Source organism: Rodentibacter caecimuris (assembly GCF_001019715.1).
In the GTDB taxonomy this organism is placed as follows: domain Bacteria; phylum Pseudomonadota; class Gammaproteobacteria; order Enterobacterales; family Pasteurellaceae; genus Rodentibacter; species Rodentibacter caecimuris.
In genome coordinates this window covers 1,622,835-1,643,869 of record NZ_BBXJ01000001.1, presented here as the reverse complement: position 1 = coordinate 1,643,869, position 21,035 = coordinate 1,622,835, and the positions used below count along the sequence as shown (strand labels likewise).

The window sequence follows — 21,035 nt, the reverse complement described above, 5'->3', positions numbered from 1 at the left end:
TTATTTCAACTGAGAAAAGGCCTGAAGTAAATCTGCTTTGATATCTTCTACATTTTCAATACCTACTGAAAAACGCAATAAAGTATTGGTGATACCGCGAGCGATACGTTCTGTTTCCGGAATATCCATGTGGGTTTGGGTTGCCGGATAAGTAATAAAACTTTCCGTTCCGCCAAGACTTTCCGCAAAAGTGATAAGCTTGATAGATTTTAAGAACGTGTTGATCCAGTTTTCATTTTTCAAACGAAAAGAAAGCATTCCCCCTTTGTTCGGATAAAGAACCGATTCAATCTGCGGTTGGGATTTTAAAAATTCAGCGATCGCCTGAGCATTTTCTTGATGGCGTTTCATGCGTAGAGAGAGGGTTTTCATTCCACGAATTGTTAACCACGAATCAAAAGGCGAAAGTACTGCACCGGCGCCATTTTGAATGTAAGCGATACGCTCACAAAGCTCTTGACCTTTCGCCACGATTAAACCGACAAGGACATCATTATGACCTGCAATGTACTTCGTACCGCTATGAATAACAATATCCGCCCCTAAATCTAATGGGCGGGAAAGCACGGGAGTTAAGAACGTATTATCGACGATTAACATTAATTGATGTTTTTTAGCAAGTTTTGCGATTTCCGCTACATCGCATTCTTCCATTAATGGGTTAGACGGTGTCTCAATAAAAATTGCTTTGGTATTGGGCGTAATGGCGGCTTCAATATCTGCAGCAGAGGCGGTATTAACGTAAACCGGTTTGACACTATTATTCTTTTTGTAAGCAAAATCTAAAAGGCGATAAGTTCCGCCATAGACATCACTGGAAACAATCCACTCGTCCGGTGCAGTAAAAAGAGTCATTAATACTTGGATTGCCGCCATACCGGATGAAAATGCAAAGCCCCGCTCTCCGTTTTCTAATTGAGCGATAGTCTCTTCTAATACGGTACGAGTCGGGTTTTTTGTCCGTGTATAATCAAACCCGGTGCTTTCACCAATGCCATGGTGTCCGTATGCAGTAGAAAGGAAAATTGGGGTAGAAACCGCACCGGTACGTTCGTCGCTACGATTGCCGGCTTGGGCGAGTAGGGTATCAATTGTGTATTGTTGTGTTGTCATAATATCCTCGAAAATAATTTAAAAAAGCGACCGCACTTTTTATTAAAAAAGAACGAAAACATTTTGGCATAAAGCCCTAAGTGATACAAAGGAGAAATTGAGGGATTGCAATAAATTTCATTTTTTCATCATTTGTTGTTAATAATTTAAACGATATGCAGTTTTTTTAGACGGTTAAGATTTTTTTTAAGATCTGTGATTGACAGCGTTTAAAATTTCCGTAAAATGCGCACCACTAACAGCGAATGCGGGAATAGCTCAGTTGGTAGAGCACGACCTTGCCAAGGTCGGGGTCGCGAGTTCGAGCCTCGTTTCCCGCTCCAATTACTGGCGTGTTAGCAAAGCGGTTATGCACTGGATTGCAAATCCATGTAGCTCGGTTCGACTCCGGGACACGCCTCCATAATACGCTGTAAGTTAGTTTGCCCGAGTGGTGGAATCGGTAGACACAAGGGATTTAAAATCCCTCGCCTTTCGAGGCGTGCCAGTTCAAGTCTGGCTTCGGGCACCATCTAATGGCTGCTAACTATTCGCTGAAAAACTTCTTTAATATCCTATTCTTAGGGTCGTTAGCTCAGTCGGTAGAGCAGCGGACTTTTAATCCGTTGGTCGAAGGTTCGAATCCTTCACGACCCACCAATGCTATCTTAATCACTTACCTCTAGGCTTTTCATTAGTTTGCTCTTGACAAGAGAGTTTGACTATGGAAAATTTATCCCAAAATTCAGCATTTATCGTTACGGTTATGTCCACTAAAGGGGGCGTAACGAAATCAACGAATGTTGCCAATATCGGTGCGTTTTGTGCAGACTGTGGTTTGCGCACTTTGATGATAGACACCGATGTTCAACCAACTTTATCTACCTACTACAATTTAAACTACACAGCACCTCAGGGATTATTTGAATTCCTTATTCAAAGTAATACAAACCCTGAGCAAGTCATTTCAAAAACCGAGTATACTCATCTCGATATTATCCAATCTAATGATCCTACGGATGCGATTACCACACATTTACGTAATTCTCCGGATGGGATGTTGCGTTTCAATGATCTTGTCCGTTCCTTAGAAAACTATGATTTAATTCTCGTTGATACAAGAGGAACAAAAGGGATCACTGTCGATATGTCTGTATTGGCAAGTGATTTGGTCATTTCGCCACTCAAACCTGAGTTGCTATCAGCTCGTGAATTTGTTCGGGGAACAATGGGGCTTTATCAGCAACTTCAAGTCTTTACCAAACATGGTTTCAAATTACCTCAATTAAAAGCAGTCATTAACTGCTTAGACAAAACCAACGACGCAAAATCAGTGGTTGAAAGTCTGCGTAAACTCTTCATCGAAAGCAATGATAGCTATATGGAATTGCTTGAATTAGCGATTCCGGCACGTGTGGCTTATCGTGAAGCAGCCAGTCTTGCCCTTCCTGTTCACCGCCATAATAAGGATGAAAAAGAGAATATCCGCAAGCTCTGTATTTCACTTTTCCCGCAATGGGCGGATAAATTCCAAACTCGTTAATTGGAGGTGAAAGATGAGTCAACAGCCTCCAATGATTTGCAATATTGAAGCAGAGCAATCCGTGATTGGCGGATTGCTTCTTGATAATAATAAATGGGATGAATTGAGTTCTATTATAACAGCAGATAATTTCTATCTCAGTCATCATCGATTGATGTTTACCGTTATCAGTCAGCTTCTTATGAATAATGAACCGGCTGATATGGTGACGGTAGAACATGCGTTAAAACAACAGAACTGGCTTGAAGAGTGCGGTGGGCTTGCGTATTTGGCTGAAATTACACATAAGACACCAAGTGCAACCAATGTTGAAGCCTATGCCAAGATTGTACGGACCGATAGTCAAGCCCGCCAACTTTATGCGTTAGGCGATTTTCTAAGAAAGGAAACCGGAAAAGTGAATTCCCAGGATTCACTTGATGCACTGATTTCTAATACAGAAAAGCGATTGACGGAGTTGACCCTGAATCGTTCAGATAAAGAAACAAATGTCAATTTATCTGAAGTACTCAATCTCATTGTAACAAGAATGGATGAAAGCAAAAAGAATCTTTCCCCTGTTACCGGGACATCGTTTGGTATTGATCGTCTTGATGTGAATACAACCGGTTCACAAGCCGGTGATTTGATTTTACTTGCTGCTCGCCCTTCAATGGGTAAAACCGCACTTTCACTGACCTTTGCCAAAGCAGCACTTGAACAGAAAGAAGGAAGTACTGTTCAGTATTACAGCCTTGAGATGCCGGCAGAGCAAATTATGCAACGTCTCCTGGCACTCCTTGCCCGAGTTCCCTTACAAAGAATACGTCAAGCCATTCAAATTGATGAAACAGAGTGGGCAAGGATTGGTAACGCTTTTGGCATGATTGCACATCAGTGGAAAGACCGCTTGTTATTAGATGATAACAGTTACCTCACGCCACAACTCCTACGGACGAAAGTTCGTCGTAATGTTCGTAAATATGGCATACCTTCGGTCATTATTATTGATTATTTACAGTTAATGTCTGACCCGACTTATAAAGACGGTAAAAATCGAAACTTAGAAATTAGCAGTATTTCAACGCAGCTGAAACAGTTAGCAAAAGAAATAGGCTGCCCAATTATCGCCCTGTCCCAGTTAAACCGAAATTTGGAACAGCGTGCAGATAAACGACCTATCTCCTCGGATTTACGAGATTCAGGCTCACTGGAGCAGGATGCCGATATGATTTTCTTTATCTATCGGGATGAAGTGTATAACGACAATACGGAAATGCCGGGTATTGCTGAAATCATTATAGCCAAGCAACGTAATGGTCCGATTGGCACAGTATTAAGTCAGTTTAGAGGGGAATTGTCACTTTTTGAGAATATCCCGGATGAAGAATATGAACGATTAGCGAGATTATAAAAATGAGTGTGAAAAATCCTTTTGTTCCTTCTAAAAATAAAGAAGAACGTGCGAAAAAAATGTTGGCAGCGTTATCCACACCTGCAATTATGAATCATTCGCCGGAATATGAAAAAATGGTACAAAGCCAATCTCTCAATCCCTATCAGTCCGTTTCATCAGAAACGGAAATGCAAAGTGGTAATCGCTTAATTACGGTTACCTTAGATCAGCTACGTCCTTATGAAGGTAATCCCCGTCGTACTAAAAACCCGGCCTACGAAGAAATTAAGGCATCAATAAAATCCCGTGGATTGGATCATTCACCGAATATTACCCAACGTCCCGGAGATAGTTTTTACACGATTTTAGATGGCGGTAATACCCGTTTACAGGCACTTAATGAGCTCTTTAAAGAAACGAAAGATCTTCGTTTTTGGTCGATTGAGTGCGTTTTTAAACCTTGGCAAGGTGAAGCGGATGATATCAATTCACAACTTAATATTTTGATTGGGCATTTGGCTGAAAATGATGTGCGGGGTGAGCTTTCTTTTATTGAAAAAGCCCTAGGGATTCGTGAGGTGAAAAAGTTATATGAGCAAAAATATGGCGAATATTTTTCACATCGTAAGCTCAGTGAAAAACTAGGCGAGAATGGTTATCCAATATCTCATCAAATTATAGCCAAAATGGAGCAATGTTTAACGTATTTATATCCGCATATTCCAAATGTGTTGTTAAACGGGATGGGAAAACCTCAGATTGAAAAACTTCTAACGATTCGTCGCAATGCACAACTTTCATGGGAAAAGCATATAGAAGAAACAAAGGCTCATCAAGATTTCGATGTGGTTTGGATGAATGCGCTCACCGGATTTGATGAAGAACCAACGGAGTTTGTTATCAATGATTTTCAAGATCAATTGATTGGTCATATCACCGAAGCATTCAGTTATCAAATTCCCTATGAAACCTTTAAATTTGAAATAGATCTTGCCGAACAAAAACTGAAGAAGTTAGCTGAAAAGCAACCGGAAATTTTACAACGAACGCAAGATAGCGAGAGCCGAATTAAAGAGGCAATATCCCAACAGGTTGAGCAATCCCAGCGAAATATAACACGTCACGAGCAGAAGACATTGGCACAGTCCGAGCAACCCCAGGTGAAAGAACAAGATGATGAAACCATTCCTTCAATGAGGACCTATCAAACGACTTCATCTGGTATTTCTTCTGTGCCGGACTCTGATAACGGGGACTTGCTACCTCATTTAGGGATTTCAGAAACAGATTTTTCCTCTGCGGTTATTCAGCATTTTAATGATCTTGGGTTTACCCTGGGTGTTAATCCGGAAAAACAACGTCAAGAAGAAGCGGCACTTAATGGATTGGAATTTGCGAATTGTGGTAAACAGCCGGTCACCACTATTTGGAAAATCTATCCAAACCGCAAACATAAAATGGAAGCCTATTCTCTTGCCCTAGATATTGCTGAAGAAGTGGGATTGGGGCAATTTGTGGAACATGTACAACATGAGCCGATTGATTATAGCTACCGTATGCGTCCCCTTGATGGGAAAGAATATTCGGAATTTACGTTGTTTGTTTATCACCTATTAACCACATTGGCGACAGAGCCACAACGAGTACCACAAGCTGATTTATTAAATTCAGATTATTTAATTGGCAATACGATGTCGGATTTAATGCTCGTTCGTTTATTCCGTTTAATTCGTTTACACCGTTATATCAACGCACAACATATTGGAGGTCAAAATGCTTAATACGAATTTGAATCAAGCGTTGATTTCAGAAATCATCGCCCACATTCGCCGTGGTGAACTTAATTATTGCTATCAGTTAGGTTTTGATGAATCTGAGTTGGCCGCCATTATGAATTTGAAAACGGAGGAAATTTGTGAGCTATGTGATAGTAGCAGTTCTTTTGCCTCTATTCAGATCAATCATTCCGTTTTTTGGAATCTTATCGAGTCAGTCCGTGTAAATTCACAAGAGCGTAACATTATTGATCGTGCGTTGAACCTGGGGATTTCCGGTGAAATGCTACGTTCTCGATTTGGGTGGAGCTCTTCAGAAGTATCGGCACGTCGAAAATTATTGGGGATTAAAGAACATATCGGTCGCAAGAAAAACGCAGATGAACAAGATGAGTTAAAAGTGTGGGAACTTTGGCAAGAGAATAAGCATTCAGTTTCATCAAATGAAATTGAACAGTCTACAGAAGGATTAGATTTGCTGATGTATATCGCCGAGGAAACGGAGTTAAGTTTAACAGAAGTCTGGCGTCTTGTTTCGCAATGGATAAAAGAAGGGAAATAATTTTCCAAATAAAAAGCGAGTTGGGGAACTCGCTTAGGGATTGTTGTTTAATGCGGAGCACCTTGGGTTAGAAGGGACAGTACTCATTTCATTGCATTAGGTGCTCCATAATATAGAAATTATTCAACATGGCAATAGAAAAACTAAATAGAAAGTATGGAGTAAAAAATGTTACCGGAAAATAAAGACTTTCAAGGTTTATTGTTTGTCGGGAATCGACATGAGACCGTACCGGTAAGGTTGTTGCTGGATAAATACCTCACCTCAAGAGCAAAGATGGCTTGGCAGCTTATTAAGCTGCATTCAATGCAATTTAAGGGGGCGATGTTTCCTTCTTATGACACTTTAGCGTTGTGGTTGTCAGATCGAAGCTATCAACAAAAACCGATATCACGTAAAGTGGTCAGCCAAACGGTTATGTTACTGCGTTTAACCCGTTGGCTGACATTATGTGAAACCGTACGAAATAGTCACGGACAAATATTGGGTAATGTCTATGTCATGAACGATGAACCTTTTAGTATTGCAGATAGTTTAGTGATTAATGATGACTATCTTCGTTTTGTCGAAAAGATGGCAAAACATCGTGATCCTATATTACGCGATGTCGCGCTTTCTATTGTTGATGAGGTTGTGCAAAGTTCGGATACCGTATGGCATTTAGTTTCCCATATTGAAATTATCCGTGAGCGTTATTTAGCATTTGTTGAGCAACAAACGCCTGAATCAGTATCTCCATCCTTACCATCAAACTTGGCTCAGGCTATCGAAAAAACACAACAAAAATTACTGAGTTCCAATAGGGAACTCTGTAAAGAAGAAAGGGAACTGAGTCAAAAAACAAACAATTTACCAAGTTCCAAAATGGAACTCAGTAAAAATTCGCTGAGTTCCAATAGGGAACTGAGTCACCAAAATAACGATAAGTCATTGATTTTAGGCTTAGTTCCATTAGGGAACTCAGTAAAAGCACAGTACAGTACTAGTACTATAAATACTCAGTACAGTACTAGTACTATAAATACTCAGTACAGTACTAGTACTGAACGTACCGAATTTATTTATTCACAATTAGGGCAATTTAAATTGAGTGCGTTGGAAAAACAGTCTATCGCAAACGAGATGATGAAATTAGATCAAGAGACACTACAAGCCGTCATTTTTGAAGCAATACAACGTATTCAAGATGGGAAAGTACTCAAGCCCGCCGGCTACTTGTTTAATTTGGTTAAGCGAGCCAACAGTGGGGAATTTAAACCTTATTTGTTGAATAAAAACCGTCAAACTTCGACAGTTCAAGTCGATGAAGCAGGAGGGGAGAAATCTGGCTCTAAACGAATATTACCCGGTTTAACTGATTCATCATACCAAACGCATTGTGTTGATTTTGATGACATTCGGAAACTTGCCGGTTTAATGCGGGTATAGTCTGGTACAGGTTAAAGTTTAGTAGTTAGTACAGAAAATAGACAAAGTGTAAACAGTGTTTACAGTTAGTACAAAAAATAGACAAAGTGCCACCCAGGGTGGCAGTTAGTACGAAAAATAGACAAAGTGTAAACAGTGTTTACAGTTAGTGCAAAAAATAGACATTAAATTCTTTACATAAAAAGAGGTAACACCATGATCGCAGAAAATACATTGCATGAACCACAATCAACTCAACCGCAAATGGGCGCACTTCGTAGCGAAATTACATTAACATTGCATTCCCAATATGCAACACGAATGTGGCAAGGTCGCCCTATCCTTCGTGAAGGGAAAAAAATTGTTCGTCCCGGGATTTTAAGCATACCGGGATGTCTATCACTTCTCTCTCAGCTCCAAAAAGATGCGGCAAATGACGATCCTTATGCAGACTATTATTTAGCTGAATTTGAAAATATGGTGCTCAATAATACAGAACAAATGAAAAAACTTATCGCAGATTTAGTTGAAATCCATGCAGAACAGCTCCCGGATGGGATTGATATTCAACGCTGTAGTAATATTGAGCCCGCTATTTACCAAATCTATGCTGACTCCCCTTTAGCGTATAAATTGATTTATTTACTTTGTGAGTTTGATACACTGGCAAAAACGACGATGACGGCTGCTTATATCGCCTTGCTGACAAAAGCCGAAGCCCGTGAATGGCTTGAAGCCGGTTCAATTTTATTACGTCGTTGTTTTGGGGTTATCGAAACGTACCGACATAGCGGAATTACCCGCCAAGATGTGCGTAATAATTCAGCGCGTTATCAAGAAGTGCGACAACGCTTTAAACTTGAACTGCCGCAGGACATTTTAGAAGGAACGCGTCGGGCACGTTTTGCACCGGATATTCATCCAAGTACATCCGATAATAGTGATGTTTTAGAGAGGGAGTAAATTATCACAATGAAAATTTATGCGTTAATTCCGGAAAATATGTATCGAGATCTTGCCGCTAAACATAATATCAACGGGCTTATGCGAAATTTTTTCGGGGAGTTATCTTCACCGGAAGAAATTAAGCTATTACTGGAGCAGATTCGCATTGCACGTGACGGTATGATTGCAAGTTATCCCACGATTGTTAGAAATATAACCGATACGCTCGTGGGGACGCTTCCTCTTTTACTTTATCGTGATTCAGCCAGTAGTGCCGGCTCAGTTTATTTACGTTGGCGCAATGTAGAAAATAATAAAAGCGGACAAAAAGCTTGGGAAAATATTGTCAGTGATGTGAGCTATTCTGATGAAGTCAGAAAATCGTTGGTGCAGATAGAAAAAGAGCGTCTGGTGCTGAATATGCAAGTTTCTATATTAACCTCTATTATGCGCCAGTTATCAGAGTGTGCGGAGAAAATGGAAAAAATTGATGAGCTATGTCAAGGTGGGGAACATATTTGATCTCCGATCTTTGTTGCCTGTATAGCCTTTTTTTCATTGCTTGTAATCCCTTGAAAATAGTTGCTTGTAAAGGTTTAAATAAAAGGCCTTTAAAGGTAAGGGAGCGAGCCCCTTACCTTTGACGAGGAAAAGGCAATGATAATTTAAGTGAAGTGTGATATTTTCAAGTGTGAATACATAGCAGTACATCACTTTTAAGGAGCAATTATGTCTGAGCCTGATAAAATGAATCTCGCATTTCTGATTGTATTTGATCTAATTGGTTTTGCGGTAATTTGGGGATTTTATAAATATCACCAGCAAGCTCGTATGACGGAGTTGAAGAAAATCATTAGGAATGCATTGCTAAGAGATTTTTTTAACGATGACTCATTGGATATTTATATTGCTAAAACTAAGCTTAAATATGATGAAGTTTGTACCACATTATTTGGGTTACTTGTTGAATTAGAGGATGATAGTGATTTTGATGATGAAGCTAAGTTAGCTTATTTACGGAAAATTTCTCTACGTTATCAAAATATGGGGTTTCTATCTGACTTACCTGTCACTTTGCGAAATAAGATGAGGGCACTTGTAAAAATGAATGAGTCTTCTTCAGAGCTAGTATTTCAAATTGCCCAAGAAATTCAAACCTTAAATACTAAAAATCAGTTTAAGTTATGTTGTACCGTAGTTATCGGTATCATTACAACATCAATCAGTATATTTCAAATTATTCCTGAAGGACTTATTCTTATTAATAAAATAGGAAATCTTTTTTAATTTTTTAAAGCATTTGATTAATAGTTGGTTTTTGTCGGTTTATGAGTAATATCTCTACCAAATTTATTTGTAGAGGTAATCATGAAATTGCCATATTCTCAACGTTTACGTTACCTATATCTCCGCTGGAGATTAAAAAAATTTCTGTTAAAAGAGCAAGAAAGTCAATTGGAAGTATTTTTGAAACATATTTCTTCTAACCGATGCTATATCGATATTGACCTTTTTGAATCTTTTCGCTCTCAACATAAATTATCTCTTGGTGAAATGGGTATCTTATTGAGAGAAATTCTTTGGAATCCCTATAAATTTTTTAGTTTTGAATCTGATCTTGTATTAGATTGGTTATATCCGTCGCTGGACTATTATTCGGATTATGAAATTTTAAAGGTAGTTTTTACACCCACTCTTCTCAGTCAAATTGACAATTCTCTAAAGAATGAAAAGCGGGATGAATTGGAGATCGTCCAGGATTTTTATCGTAGTCTTGTGGAGTATATTATTAGAAAACGTTTGTATCTTTATTCAAATATTGAAAAGAGAGATATTGTTTATGGAATTTGATATAGAGTCGTTGTCAAATGATAAGATTTACGAGGAAATGAGAACGCCTCTTTTCTTGAGAGTAATAAAAAATCCGCCGCCTTGGGCTTTTGATTCTATTCAGCCTTGGGATACGCAGTATCTTTCTCAAGCAAGGATATTTCTCCGCCGTCATTATTGGACTTCTCAAGGTTCTGTGAATGTGTTTCGGGTTGTAGGTACCGATTGCCAACAATATCAAAATTGTTCTTGGTTAGATTTCCTTACATCGGGTAAAAAAATGAATATCAACCTTTCATTGCAGAACAAACAACCTGAATATTATCGCGATATAGCAGTGAAACTTCCGACCATATATTTCAATACCTTTGATGGAATAGATTACTATATTGGTTCAGATGGGAATCATCGAACCTGTCTTGCTAAATTTATGTTTTATGAAACAGGAGAAACCCAACTGCATGGCGTGACAATCAATCATTATGATATTGATGAGGCGTTTTATCGGCTATACCGTGAGCTAAGTGAGAAGATTAGCCAACTTGGTTTATCCGTTATTCTCACACCAGAATCAAAACAGATAAAACGAGAAGATACAGCTGGTTGGATGATTGATTATTTTCAACCTTATTTAATTTGGAAAGAACACGATAAGGAAAGTTATCGTGAATTACAAGAAGAGCTGAATTTTGAACAAGCAGAGAGAAAACTTTTTGAGCTCACAACTCAATTATCTGTTAAACAACAATCTAAAAATAAGCAAAAATCTTGGTTGTCGCAATTAATATCGCTATTTAGGAGATAAAAAATGGTAAATGTGAAAATGACGTTTACAGTCGAAATCGAGGGAGAAACCATTGTTCAACATCAAATCGAAGAACAGGCAGAAAAACGCTCTTACTTCTCTCAGGAGCGTAAATTAACAAAAGAAATTGTAGACAAGATGAATGCCTTCCACGCTGAAAGATGGATTGAAGCAAGACCTTGGGATAACTTTACAATAGATAAAAATCCGTAGATATTATCGATTACAGATTTTATAAATAGCTTTCGCTAAGGTATTTAGTTTAATCGCAATAAAATCTTCCTGAGAATAGGGTGATTTATTCCATTCTTTTATAAGGTCGTTTGGATTTCTTTCTCCTAAATCTAGTGACAAGAGATTTGAGGCTGCAATAACGGCTTCGCCAAAGGTAATACTAAGTTTTTCTGACATATTGATTTTCCTATTTTTGTTGTGGTAGATAAAAATGGAAATTCAATACAGCACATAGAGTCGGTGTGGCTAAATAAGCGACTCATAATTCTCTTATTTATCAAGTGAATTTCCTCTTAAGTATTCTTCATAATGTATGCACAATCTCCATCAATTCATTAATTACGCATGGGAGTAATATTATGGGAAAAGTGAATATTCATTTCAGTATCAGTATTGATGGAAAGTCGGTGGTTGATTCGTCAGTAGAGTACGAAAAAATTAAATCTCCCTTTAATGAGGATGATGAGAAAAGATTAGCGATTGATGTACTTAACCAATTAAATCAGCTTGAAACTCGAAATCATATCTATGCGGAAAACTGGGAAGAATAATATTTAAAAATAAGGAGTTATTATGGCTGGAGTAAACAAAGTAATTATTGTGGGACACCTTGGAAATGATCCCGAAATTCGTACGATGCCAAATGGGGAGGCAGTTGCCAATATTAGTGTAGCAACCAGTGAAAGTTGGACAGATAAAAATAACGGTGAACGTCGTGAATTAACAGAATGGCACCGTATTATTTTCTATCGTCGTCAAGCTGAAATCTGTGGTGAATATTTGAAGAAAGGTTCGCAAGTTTATGTAGAAGGTCGCTTGCGTACACGTAAGTGGCAAGATCAGAATGGTCAAGATCGCTACATAACCGAAATCCAGGGTGATGTGATGCAGATGTTAGGTTCTCGTCCGCAAAATTCAAATTCAGCAACGGGTCAACATCAACCTTCTCAACAACAGGGGCATCAACCTCAGCCAGAGCAGTCTACAATGGATAACTTTGATGATGATATTCCGTTCTGAATTCCATAAATATAAAATATGTCAGATTGAATGGAGATATTCTTGATGAAAAACGTTTTTCTTATTTCATTAATAGCATTAAGTTTGAATGGATGTGCCGAACTTACTGCTATTAACAATAAAGTGGGTGAGTTTGCAGGCCAACTCAATAAAACATTGGGAATTGGGAGTATTCAGTCTTTTGATGACGAAGCCACTTCTAAGCGTGATATTGATACTCTATATGTTCGTTTAAAACGAGAATTTAATTTTCCAACGAAAGATGAATATTTAGGGCGAGCATATGGTGATGTGCGTAAATGGAAAACACATCAAATGGAACAAGATGGCATTGTTCATGAAACCAATCCGGGTGTTTATTATCGTATGGCTAGGGCACTTGGTGAGAAGAATCAATATTACCTTGATATTAGCCTTGAAAAAGATGGGAGAAATAGTAAAGTATACTGGAAAGTCCGTGGTACGCCTGAATTGGCCACAGAAATTAAACAAGATATTTTAAAAACTATAAAATAATAAATGGTGAATTCTCCTTATTTGCTCCAACATCTGTTGGAGCTTTTTTTTGAAAAATTCTTTTTATCTTTTTTCTCTTTTTGTTCAATTGACAAATTTTTATAATATTTTTGTATCTTATAACAATAACTTTCCTTGAGATCCTACCGGTCAATCCTTTGACCATTCATCTCATCTAAACTCTCGCCCCATGATGAAAAGGGGCTTTTTTTTGCCCAAAAGAATTTGTTTTTAGTGTGATTTTCATTCCTTTTACTTCAGTAAAACATTCATTTAGTTTTTCCATTTGAGGTTTGCTTAAGCTTAAGTTCTGATGAAGTTGTTCAAGTAAACTTTTAATGAATTTATGTTCTGGTTTCTTTTCTAGGAAGACCCTTAACCAGAAATCAGTGGCATAGAGTGATTGTAATGATTTATAGGTAAACTCTGGATATTTCTTACCATGCATGACCATACTAAGGTATTTTTCATCATCCAGTGATATTTTGTTCTCAATTACATATTTTTGATAAATACTGTTTAACTTTTTTGACTTAAAATCTGAAATTTTTTGAATGTGAGCAAGTTTTTCAAATCTTAACAACAAGTAAGCCTTAGCAGCATTTTCGTCAAAGTAGTTATCAAAATCTAATGATGTAGGCAAGTTTTCATCTTGCTCTGTATTGATTGCTATTTTTACCTCCTTTTTAGTGGAGATATGTTCTTCTACACACCCTTTTGTTACATCTATAATTTTTTCTTTAGGGTTATCCACTTTATTTGGATCTTTCGCACAGCTTGGCCCAGCATAACTTAGCATCCCATTATCGTGTTGGACAATCACGGCCTTACCCGATGTAATATGTCGAGGACAAAATTGACATTTTACTGTTGTAGCAAAATCAATTCTAATTTTCTTCCATCCCATAAATACTCTCCTTTATTTACAATTGAATTATTGATTGTTTAGGTTTCATTGATTCGATTTAATTGTAGGAAATATAATTAAAAAGGATTTCTCATGTCATCATCGATCTTTCCTCGAATGATTGAACAAGTTATGTCAGATTATCAAGAAGAATTAGAGAACTGGGTTATGTCTGCGCCAATAGAAGATATTCGGGATTTTTTTATCACCATTCATGGTGGCGTATATCCTGATGATTGGGAAGACTTTGTCAGTCGCCATCAAAGTAATTCTAGCTTAGAACTAGAGACCATTTCTTCTTGTGAAGCATGTCGGCAGCTACTTCTTGCTATTCAAACAACAGATCTTTCTCGAAAAGAATTAAAATCGTTCTTCATAAAGAATGGCAGTAAAAAATTCTCTAAACATTCATAACAATTAATCGTTACTTTTACCTTAAAACCGATTTAACTTCAATATAATTAATTAACATGAGTCAATTTGGTAACGATGAAACTTTTTCTTTGTGAAAAACCTTCTCAAGGTAATGATATTGCCAAAGTATTAGGGGCAACAAAACGTGGTGAGGGTTGTTTATCAACACCGGATGGTCAGCTGATTGTGACCTGGGGAATTGGGCATTTGGTTGAGCAGTTTAATCCGGAACAATACGATCCCGCTTTTAAAAAATGGGCATTTGAAACCTTACCCATTATTCCGTCACAGTGGGGGCTTTCACCTAAAAAAGAAACGAAGAAACAGTACAATGTTGTGATAAAACTCATTAAGCAAGCACAATTGGTTGTGATTGCTACCGATATTGACCGAGAAGGGGAAACGATAGCCCGGGAGCTGCTTGATTTAGCGAAGTTTCGAGGTCAAATAAAACGCCTTTGGTTGTCTGCATTAGATGATGCCAGTATTCGTAAAGCATTAGGGGCATTAAAGAATAACGAAGACACTTTACCACTTTACTATGCGGGACTTGCCCGTAGCCGAGCTGATTGGCTTATCGGGATGAATTTCTCCCGCCTTTTTACGCTGCTTGCCCAACAAAAAGGTTATCAAGGTAAACCATTAAGTGTGGGACGTGTACAAAGTCCTACGTTAAGTCTTGTCGTTAATCGTGACCGCGAAATTAAAAATTTCATTCCAAAGCAGCACTTTACATTACAGGTTATGCTTTCTGAGGGAACGCAACCTTTTGCTACACAATATGTTATCCCTGAACAATATTGTGATACAGATGGGCTTTGTTTATCCGCTCAAGTGATACAGGCTGCTAATCAGCAAATTCGTCAAATCGGTCAAGCGAAAGTTGAATCGGTTGAGACAAAACGGGAAAAACAAAGTGCGCCGCTTTTATTTGCCTTGAGCGATTTACAATCTGAAGCAAACCGCCTCTATGGACTTGGGGCACAACAAGTGCTTGATATTGCTCAATCACTTTATGAAACCCACAAAGCTACGACCTATCCACGTACTGATTGCGGTTACTTGCCTGAATCCCAGTTAGTGGAAGCACCGAGGGTAATTCAGTGTCTCATTCAATCTGACAGCAGATTACAACCTATTGCCTCAAAGTTAAATCTAAGTCAAAAATCCCGAGCATGGAACGACAAAAAAATTACCGCTCACCATGGCATTATTCCGACTATGGTAAAAGCGGACATCAGTAAAATGTCGGAAGATGAGTTTAGGATCTACGATTTGATTCGCCGTCGTTATTTAGCTCAGTTCCTACCGGTGAGTGAAACCGATAAAACCCAAATTGTGTTGAAGTGCGGCCAACATGTGTTGGCTGCACGGGGGAATGTGTTGATTGCTCCCGGCTGGAAAATCTTATTTGGCAAAACGCTTGATGAAGAAGATGAATCTAAACAAGCGCTCCCGACCTTAACGCAAGGACAAACTTGCCGGGTCATCGATACGGAAATGAAAACCCAACAAACCACACCGCCAAACCATTTCACTGAAGGGACGCTACTCAGTGCAATGAAAAATGCGGCTAGATTTGTTACGGATGAGAGATTAAAACAACGGTTACGTGAAACGGAAGGGCTTGGCACGGAGGCAACGCGAGCCGGAACAATTCAGGGGTTGATTGATAAAGGTTTCTTAGCCAAAAAAGGGAAATCATTGATTGCTACAAATGAAGCCGTTTCTTTGATTGATAACTTGCCGGTATTACTCAAAGATCCGGGTTTAACCGCGCTTTGGGAGCAAGCCCTGAATCAGATTGCAGAAAAAACGCTTTCACTTGATGTTTTTATGCAGAGACAAGAGCAGTTTATTCGGCAATTGATGAAAGAGTGTCTTGCAAAAGGGATCTCTTTAGGAAGTATTGAAATTAAAAAGTGTTCTAAATGTGGTTCCCCGATGATCAAGCGGAAGGGAAAAAACGGTTTATTTTGGGGATGCAGCCAATACCCTAAATGTGATGGATTAGAAAGTATTGGCGGAAAACGAACAAGAAAGAAAAAAGTTGTGAGAGAAAGGGGAAATCAGATCCTCGTTTGATGTTGTTTTGTAGATTTGCTACAATTTGATTTGCAAAACCGCTTTGTATTGTCGGTCATCAATACAGAAAAATGTTCCTCAGCATTCTGAAAAGGACTCTGCTGTTGGCAGGAATGCAAACTAAACCATGCGATACGATTTTTTGTCGCTACCTTACAAATTGATTTACTGTAAGGACAAAAGAGTATTGAGGTATTTTTTTGTCCTTGCAGTAATGCTTATTTATCCAAACCGGAGCTCACCGGTGAAACATTGAGTGCCCTTTGCATTGTAATAATGCGCGTTGTATCGGTAAGAGGCTGCTTTGTTACCGAATAATAGAAGAATGTCGTTGTATTATGTTTTGACGAGGATGATACAGCACCACTTGTATTATATAGCCTGACTTATCAAATTTGTTCTTATCTGTGTAGCCCCTGGTGCGTTTGCCTAGGGGCTATTTTATTGTCTAAACAGAATATTCAATTAAATGTATTTATTTTATACAAAAAATTTTACATTAAGCCCATCTTTAAATATTAAGCAGCTATCGTTGATAGCACTTAAACATTGCCATCCCTTGAAAGAGCAATGCCTCGTCGTTGATGAGTGGGGAGTTCAATGTCTCTCAGCGTTCTGAAAAGAGCTCCAATGATATTGGGAACGCTTATTTTACTTATCAATTTAACCCTTGGCGGGAAACATTTTTCCCGTGCATTGGGTAAGGATGTTTCTCCGCTTTTTTACAATTAGGAGAAACATTATGTCTACTCAAACTAACGCTAAAACTTATTTTAACTTACACACCACAGGCATCGGCTATTTAAGCGATATTCGCACGGTAACGCCTAAAAAAGGTTCACCTTTCTTAGCTTGCCGTATTGCCGCTTTAGTCGGTGATAACAATGATGTGGAGTATCGTTATTTCGATACCAACGTTGTTGGTAAAGAAGCCGAGAGTTTAATTAAACGTTGTGAACAAGCCGTGGATGAAAAGAGAAAAGTGCTCATTTCATTTAATATCTCTGATATATGGACTGATACCTTTACTTATACAAAGGATACTCAGTACCATAAAAAAGGAGATGTTGGCGTGTCCTTAAAAGGGCGTTTAATTCTCATCGATATGATTAAAGTTGATGGTGACGTTAAATATCAGCGAGAACAAAAATCTCAAAAATCGGCTGAACAAGGTGAAAACCAATAGTCAGCATGATCTTAAACAATAAAGACCAGCAATGTTGTTGGTCTTTGTTTTACCGAAATAATGGTGATTTTTTCCATTACCCACAAGGGGAAGTTTTCCCTTCGTGGGGAATTTCTCTTTGTGTTATGATTAACCAACCTTAGGAGAAATTATATGGGGAATGCTATGGCAACCATTCGCTTTGATAAATTGCGTTTTGTAAAAAAATTGCAAGAGGCTAATCAATCGACCGAAATGGCCGAAGCCCTTGCCAATGCATTAGATGATGCACTGGAACAAAGCCAAAGCCCACTTGCAACCAAGGCTGATTTAAAAGAGTTAAAAGCTGAACTTAGATTGGAAATGTCCCAATTGAGAACAGAATTAACTTCAGCCATGTACAAAATGGCGGGTTTAATTTTGGCTGGAACAGGTGTATTGATGAGCTTGATGAAGTTTATCAACTAATTCTTTCTTTTACTTTCCAAAGTGCGTTCAAATTTAACCGCACTTTTATCTTTCATTTACCCGTTGGGGAAACCTCCCCACGGACGTTTCCCCTTATTTTTCTATGAGGAGAAACAAAATGATAGCGACCCATTTACCTATACCAACTTTGTCCCGTAAAACGACCTATGAAAACGTGATGGAGAGCGTTTATCTGCTGACTGTCTATCATTGTGATTTGATAGATTTGCGAGATTATCTTCGTCAACGGATTCAGTCTTCACCGGGATGGGCGGATATTTTACATCGGTTAAATAGCGAGATTGCCGTGGCATCAGAGAAAGCTACTCAAGATGTAGCTTACTTAGATACCGTTGATGCATTCAATATGGTAGAAAAATACGATATGTACGATTCAGCCATACCTTGGTATTTTTTTGGTATGCACGGTATCTGTCGTAGTGTATTAAATCGGACACATCCTTTGGTTAAACTCTACGATAAATATGAATATTTATTTGTCGATATTGAGAAATCCGAAGGCTGTATCAGCTATTCACCTAGAAAGCTGTTTTAGATTAATTTTCTTTTACAACCCTAAAGGGAAATATGTTCCCTTTGGGCAGCGTATTTCCCTTCTTTTTTACATCAAGGAGAAATACGATGACCATTAATACTTATGCAAAATTTTGTCCAAACGTTTTTGTTGCTAAATGTCCTGAAGCTCATGTTAAGGGCGACATCGTTACTTTAACCAGTAAATATGGCAAAGAAGCAGAGGTCGAAATTCACAATCTCGTGAAACAGACTGAAGATGCTTATTTTTACTCGTTTATACGTTGTGACGGTGAAAACGCTCAAACACGAGCTGAAAAACGGGCCGAACGCTATCAGGGTTATGCTGATAATGCAACCAAGCGGAGTAACCAGTGGTGCGAAGCGGCAAACGAGGGGCGTGAATTTCTTCGTCTCGCTGAGCCGATTAAAATTGGGCACCATAGTGAGAAACGCCATTGTGCGTTGATAGAACGTAATGCTCGCCGAATGGATAAATCCGTTGAGGAAATGAAAAAAGCCGTAAGCTATCAAGACCGTATTGCTTACTGGGAGAGAATGGCTGATAAAATAGATTTATCGATGCCGGAAAGCCTTGAGTATTTTCAGTTTGAGCTGGAAAAAGCCCGTGAAAAGCACCAAGACTTGAAGGAGCACCCGGAAAAGCGGTCGCACGCTTATTCTCTCACTTACGCTAAGAAAGCAGTCAATGAGTTAGAGAAAAAAGTGAAATTAGCCAAATTGCTTTGGGCATAAACGTTTACCTCGCTATGAAAGGAGCAATCTATGAAATATGAAATTATCTTAGAAGATAAAGGACAAGATTTACATAGAATCACAACTGAAGCAGACGGAAAAGTGATTGATGTCGGTGTATCTCATTATCCGATTGACAATGCTTATATTCCTGTATCGCAACTCCGGGTTGGTGACTTATGTCAAATCCATAATCCTCCCTATGTTTATCATGGATATTTAAACTATAAAGTCGTGGAAATAAACACGATTGCTTCAAAATAATCACTTGAAAGTGCGGTCAATTTTGACTGCACTTTTACCCCATAAAGGGAATATTTCCCTTATGGGGATATTCCCTCTTTTTAGAAGGAATATCAAATGTACCAATTAAATGCAAATGAACAAACTATCTTAAATCAGGCGAAAGAGATTTTGACGAAAATAACGGAGAATACTCCAATATATCGTTCTGAAAAAGAATTAATGGAATCGGAAATGGTCGCGTTTCACTTTCAAACCCTAATAGGTTATGAAGAAAGAGAAATGTGTGCGGTATTATTTTTAGATTGTAGTCATCGTTTGCTTAAAGCTGAAATATTGTTTCAGGGCAATGTGACTTCCGTGTCAATATCGCCTCGCGAAGTCATTAAGCGGGCATTACAGCTAAACGCGGTTGCAATTGTGATTGGGCACAACCATCCATCCGGAAATGTGGTACCCAGTTATCAAGACCAGAAGTTTACAGAGGGAATGATGAGAGTATGTAGATTAATGGAAGTTGATTTACTTGATCACATTATTGTATTCGGTAGTGAATACTACAGTTTTTCAGAAAATAGCTTACTGATAGATTAGTTTGTACAGCCCATTGAGGGATAACATCCCTCAATGATGGTGTTATCCCTTTTACATTTTTACTTAAAAATTAAGTTTAGGAGAAACACCATGTGTCAGAAAAATTATGTTTTAGAATTAGGTAAAATCATTATTTCCCGTCGGATCTCAGCGGAGTTAACGGCAGATGAGATTAGTCAAGTCACCACGTCTCACCGGGATGGTTATATCAAGTTAAAGAATGGTGAATGGCGTCAAATATCTTATGATCCTAATGTGAAATTTGTCGTGAACTACTACGCCTATCCATTCGGTGAGCATGACGTCGTAGTGATAACCGATTTGGACTCAGAAACTTATCGGACAGAAGTTTGTTTTTCCGATGAAACTCATGATCGAACAAAAGGTTATTTTGACTGGATGCTATACCAATCAAGAAAGATGCCTTTTACGCTTGGTAAAGTCGTCTGCACTGCTGAAGTTGAAAAATCATTAGCTATGCAAGATATCCATAGATTGATTGAAAAACAGCACCGCTATGATTGGGGGATGGTTGGTCCTAGCGATTGGGCATTAAATGATCATGCTGTGGAAAACGGTGGACGGGTATTAAGTCATCATTATATTGGTGACGAATACGTTTATGTGCTCACCGAAGCTGACCGAAGTTCTACAACCATTATGCTCGAATACGAGTATTGATTTTAATTTATAAACTATTAAGCCTATCTACTTTTTGTGGATAGGCTTTACTTTTTTTGCGATACAATAGGGAAAGGAAGGATA

Annotated in this window: 27 protein-coding genes and 4 tRNA genes; 28 read left to right on the top strand and 3 right to left on the bottom strand. The window is 38.4% G+C overall.

The genetic code is table 11. The annotated features are described in order from the left end of the window. Window positions 1-1,113, bottom strand: coding sequence for a methionine biosynthesis PLP-dependent protein (locus tag PNEUHYL_RS08130; RefSeq protein WP_059366978.1), 1,113 nt, complete (start codon window positions 1,111-1,113; stop codon window positions 1-3). A gap of 247 nt (window positions 1,114-1,360) precedes the next feature. Here PNEUHYL_RS08130 and PNEUHYL_RS08125 point away from each other — a divergent pair. From PNEUHYL_RS08125 to PNEUHYL_RS08055, 15 genes are all read left to right on the top strand, one after another. Beyond that, window positions 1,361-1,436 (top strand) — tRNA-Gly (locus tag PNEUHYL_RS08125). A 6-nt stretch (window positions 1,437-1,442) separates the two neighbouring features. Then, window positions 1,443-1,516: transfer RNA gene (locus PNEUHYL_RS08120), tRNA-Cys, on the top strand. Window positions 1,517-1,537: 21 nt separating this feature from the next. Beyond that, window positions 1,538-1,624 (top strand) — tRNA-Leu (locus PNEUHYL_RS08115). 52 nt (window positions 1,625-1,676) lie between these two features. Then, window positions 1,677-1,752, top strand: a tRNA-Lys gene (locus PNEUHYL_RS08110). Window positions 1,753-1,816: 64 nt separating this feature from the next. Beyond that, a complete protein-coding gene (locus PNEUHYL_RS08105) occupies window positions 1,817-2,635 on the top strand; it encodes a ParA family protein (RefSeq protein ID WP_059366973.1) in 819 nt (272 codons plus the stop codon). Between the two features lie 13 nt (window positions 2,636-2,648). Beyond that, window positions 2,649-4,028 carry a replicative DNA helicase gene (gene dnaB / locus PNEUHYL_RS08100; RefSeq protein WP_059366968.1) on the top strand — a complete coding sequence of 460 codons (1,380 nt, stop codon included), beginning with the start codon at window positions 2,649-2,651 and terminating at the stop codon, window positions 4,026-4,028. 2 nt (window positions 4,029-4,030) lie between these two features. Next, window positions 4,031-5,791 carry a ParB family protein gene (locus PNEUHYL_RS08095; protein WP_059366966.1) on the top strand — a complete coding sequence of 587 codons (1,761 nt, stop codon included), beginning with the start codon at window positions 4,031-4,033 and terminating at the stop codon, window positions 5,789-5,791. Next, entirely contained in the window at window positions 5,784-6,347 is a 564-nt protein-coding gene (locus PNEUHYL_RS08090) for a DUF2857 domain-containing protein (RefSeq protein ID WP_059366961.1), read from the top strand. Before PNEUHYL_RS08095 ends, PNEUHYL_RS08090 begins: the two co-directional genes overlap by 8 nt. A 168-nt stretch (window positions 6,348-6,515) precedes the next feature. Then, window positions 6,516-7,775, top strand: a complete 1,260-nt coding sequence (locus PNEUHYL_RS13545; RefSeq protein ID WP_059366959.1) for an STY4528 family pathogenicity island replication protein — start codon at window positions 6,516-6,518, stop codon at window positions 7,773-7,775. Between the two features lie 195 nt (window positions 7,776-7,970). Beyond that, complete coding sequence (locus tag PNEUHYL_RS08080) at window positions 7,971-8,717, top strand: PFL_4669 family integrating conjugative element protein (RefSeq protein ID WP_059366957.1); 747 nt, start codon at window positions 7,971-7,973, stop codon at window positions 8,715-8,717. A gap of 9 nt (window positions 8,718-8,726) precedes the next feature. Continuing rightward, window positions 8,727-9,221 (top strand): DUF3158 family protein, encoded by a 495-nt coding sequence (locus PNEUHYL_RS08075; RefSeq protein WP_059366955.1) that lies wholly within the window; start codon window positions 8,727-8,729, stop codon window positions 9,219-9,221. A 207-nt stretch (window positions 9,222-9,428) separates the two neighbouring features. Next, entirely contained in the window at window positions 9,429-9,986 is a 558-nt protein-coding gene (locus PNEUHYL_RS08070) for a hypothetical protein (protein WP_059366953.1), read from the top strand. Between the two features lie 81 nt (window positions 9,987-10,067). Next, entirely contained in the window at window positions 10,068-10,550 is a 483-nt protein-coding gene (locus PNEUHYL_RS08065; RefSeq protein WP_059366951.1) for a hypothetical protein, read from the top strand. Window positions 10,551-10,587: 37 nt separating this feature from the next. Continuing rightward, window positions 10,588-11,334: a hypothetical protein gene (locus tag PNEUHYL_RS08060; protein WP_129582418.1), complete on the top strand. Its 747-nt coding sequence runs from the start codon at window positions 10,588-10,590 to the stop codon at window positions 11,332-11,334. A 3-nt stretch (window positions 11,335-11,337) separates the two neighbouring features. After that, a complete protein-coding gene (locus PNEUHYL_RS08055; protein WP_059366944.1) occupies window positions 11,338-11,547 on the top strand; it encodes a hypothetical protein in 210 nt (69 codons plus the stop codon). Between the two features lie 3 nt (window positions 11,548-11,550). On the opposite strand, the gene PNEUHYL_RS08050 is transcribed toward PNEUHYL_RS08055, so the two are convergent. Beyond that, window positions 11,551-11,745: a hypothetical protein gene (locus PNEUHYL_RS08050; protein WP_011609871.1), complete on the bottom strand. Its 195-nt coding sequence runs from the start codon at window positions 11,743-11,745 to the stop codon at window positions 11,551-11,553. A gap of 182 nt (window positions 11,746-11,927) precedes the next feature. On the opposite strand from PNEUHYL_RS08050, the gene PNEUHYL_RS08045 reads away from it, so the two are divergent. The 3 genes from PNEUHYL_RS08045 to PNEUHYL_RS08035 are packed head-to-tail and all read left to right on the top strand — an operon-like array spanning window position 11,928 to window position 13,104. Continuing rightward, window positions 11,928-12,119: a hypothetical protein gene (locus tag PNEUHYL_RS08045; RefSeq protein WP_059366941.1), complete on the top strand. Its 192-nt coding sequence runs from the start codon at window positions 11,928-11,930 to the stop codon at window positions 12,117-12,119. A gap of 22 nt (window positions 12,120-12,141) precedes the next feature. After that, window positions 12,142-12,588, top strand: coding sequence for a single-stranded DNA-binding protein (gene ssb, locus PNEUHYL_RS08040; protein ID WP_059366939.1), 447 nt, complete (start codon window positions 12,142-12,144; stop codon window positions 12,586-12,588). Between the two features lie 45 nt (window positions 12,589-12,633). After that, window positions 12,634-13,104: a hypothetical protein gene (locus PNEUHYL_RS08035; protein WP_059366937.1), complete on the top strand. Its 471-nt coding sequence runs from the start codon at window positions 12,634-12,636 to the stop codon at window positions 13,102-13,104. 175 nt (window positions 13,105-13,279) lie between these two features. Here PNEUHYL_RS08035 and PNEUHYL_RS08030 read toward each other — a convergent pair whose 3' ends face one another. Continuing rightward, window positions 13,280-14,011 carry a hypothetical protein gene (locus PNEUHYL_RS08030; RefSeq protein ID WP_059366935.1) on the bottom strand — a complete coding sequence of 244 codons (732 nt, stop codon included), beginning with the start codon at window positions 14,009-14,011 and terminating at the stop codon, window positions 13,280-13,282. A gap of 93 nt (window positions 14,012-14,104) precedes the next feature. On the opposite strand from PNEUHYL_RS08030, the gene PNEUHYL_RS08025 reads away from it, so the two are divergent. From PNEUHYL_RS08025 to PNEUHYL_RS07985, 10 genes are all read left to right on the top strand, one after another. Beyond that, complete coding sequence (locus PNEUHYL_RS08025; protein ID WP_059366933.1) at window positions 14,105-14,425, top strand: hypothetical protein; 321 nt, start codon at window positions 14,105-14,107, stop codon at window positions 14,423-14,425. 75 nt (window positions 14,426-14,500) lie between these two features. Continuing rightward, on the top strand, window positions 14,501-16,510 hold the full coding sequence (locus PNEUHYL_RS08020) for a DNA topoisomerase III (RefSeq protein WP_059366932.1): 2,010 nt from the start codon (window positions 14,501-14,503) through the stop codon (window positions 16,508-16,510). A 600-nt stretch (window positions 16,511-17,110) separates the two neighbouring features. Then, window positions 17,111-17,242 carry a hypothetical protein gene (locus PNEUHYL_RS13770; protein WP_255204587.1) on the top strand — a complete coding sequence of 44 codons (132 nt, stop codon included), beginning with the start codon at window positions 17,111-17,113 and terminating at the stop codon, window positions 17,240-17,242. A 10-nt stretch (window positions 17,243-17,252) separates the two neighbouring features. Continuing rightward, a complete protein-coding gene (locus PNEUHYL_RS08015; RefSeq protein ID WP_059366930.1) occupies window positions 17,253-17,696 on the top strand; it encodes an STY4534 family ICE replication protein in 444 nt (147 codons plus the stop codon). Window positions 17,697-17,861: 165 nt separating this feature from the next. Next, window positions 17,862-18,143 (top strand): CCDC90 family protein, encoded by a 282-nt coding sequence (locus PNEUHYL_RS08010; RefSeq protein ID WP_239690350.1) that lies wholly within the window; start codon window positions 17,862-17,864, stop codon window positions 18,141-18,143. Window positions 18,144-18,261: 118 nt separating this feature from the next. Then, window positions 18,262-18,699 (top strand): hypothetical protein, encoded by a 438-nt coding sequence (locus tag PNEUHYL_RS08005; RefSeq protein WP_059366925.1) that lies wholly within the window; start codon window positions 18,262-18,264, stop codon window positions 18,697-18,699. Window positions 18,700-18,785: 86 nt separating this feature from the next. Beyond that, window positions 18,786-19,433: a DUF3560 domain-containing protein gene (locus tag PNEUHYL_RS08000; protein WP_059366922.1), complete on the top strand. Its 648-nt coding sequence runs from the start codon at window positions 18,786-18,788 to the stop codon at window positions 19,431-19,433. A 30-nt stretch (window positions 19,434-19,463) separates the two neighbouring features. Further along, window positions 19,464-19,697, top strand: coding sequence for a hypothetical protein (locus PNEUHYL_RS07995; RefSeq protein WP_059366916.1), 234 nt, complete (start codon window positions 19,464-19,466; stop codon window positions 19,695-19,697). 96 nt (window positions 19,698-19,793) lie between these two features. Then, a complete protein-coding gene (locus PNEUHYL_RS07990; protein ID WP_059366912.1) occupies window positions 19,794-20,270 on the top strand; it encodes a JAB domain-containing protein in 477 nt (158 codons plus the stop codon). A 90-nt stretch (window positions 20,271-20,360) separates the two neighbouring features. Further along, on the top strand, window positions 20,361-20,951 hold the full coding sequence (locus tag PNEUHYL_RS07985) for a hypothetical protein (RefSeq protein ID WP_059366908.1): 591 nt from the start codon (window positions 20,361-20,363) through the stop codon (window positions 20,949-20,951). Window positions 20,952-21,035 lie beyond the last annotated feature (84 nt).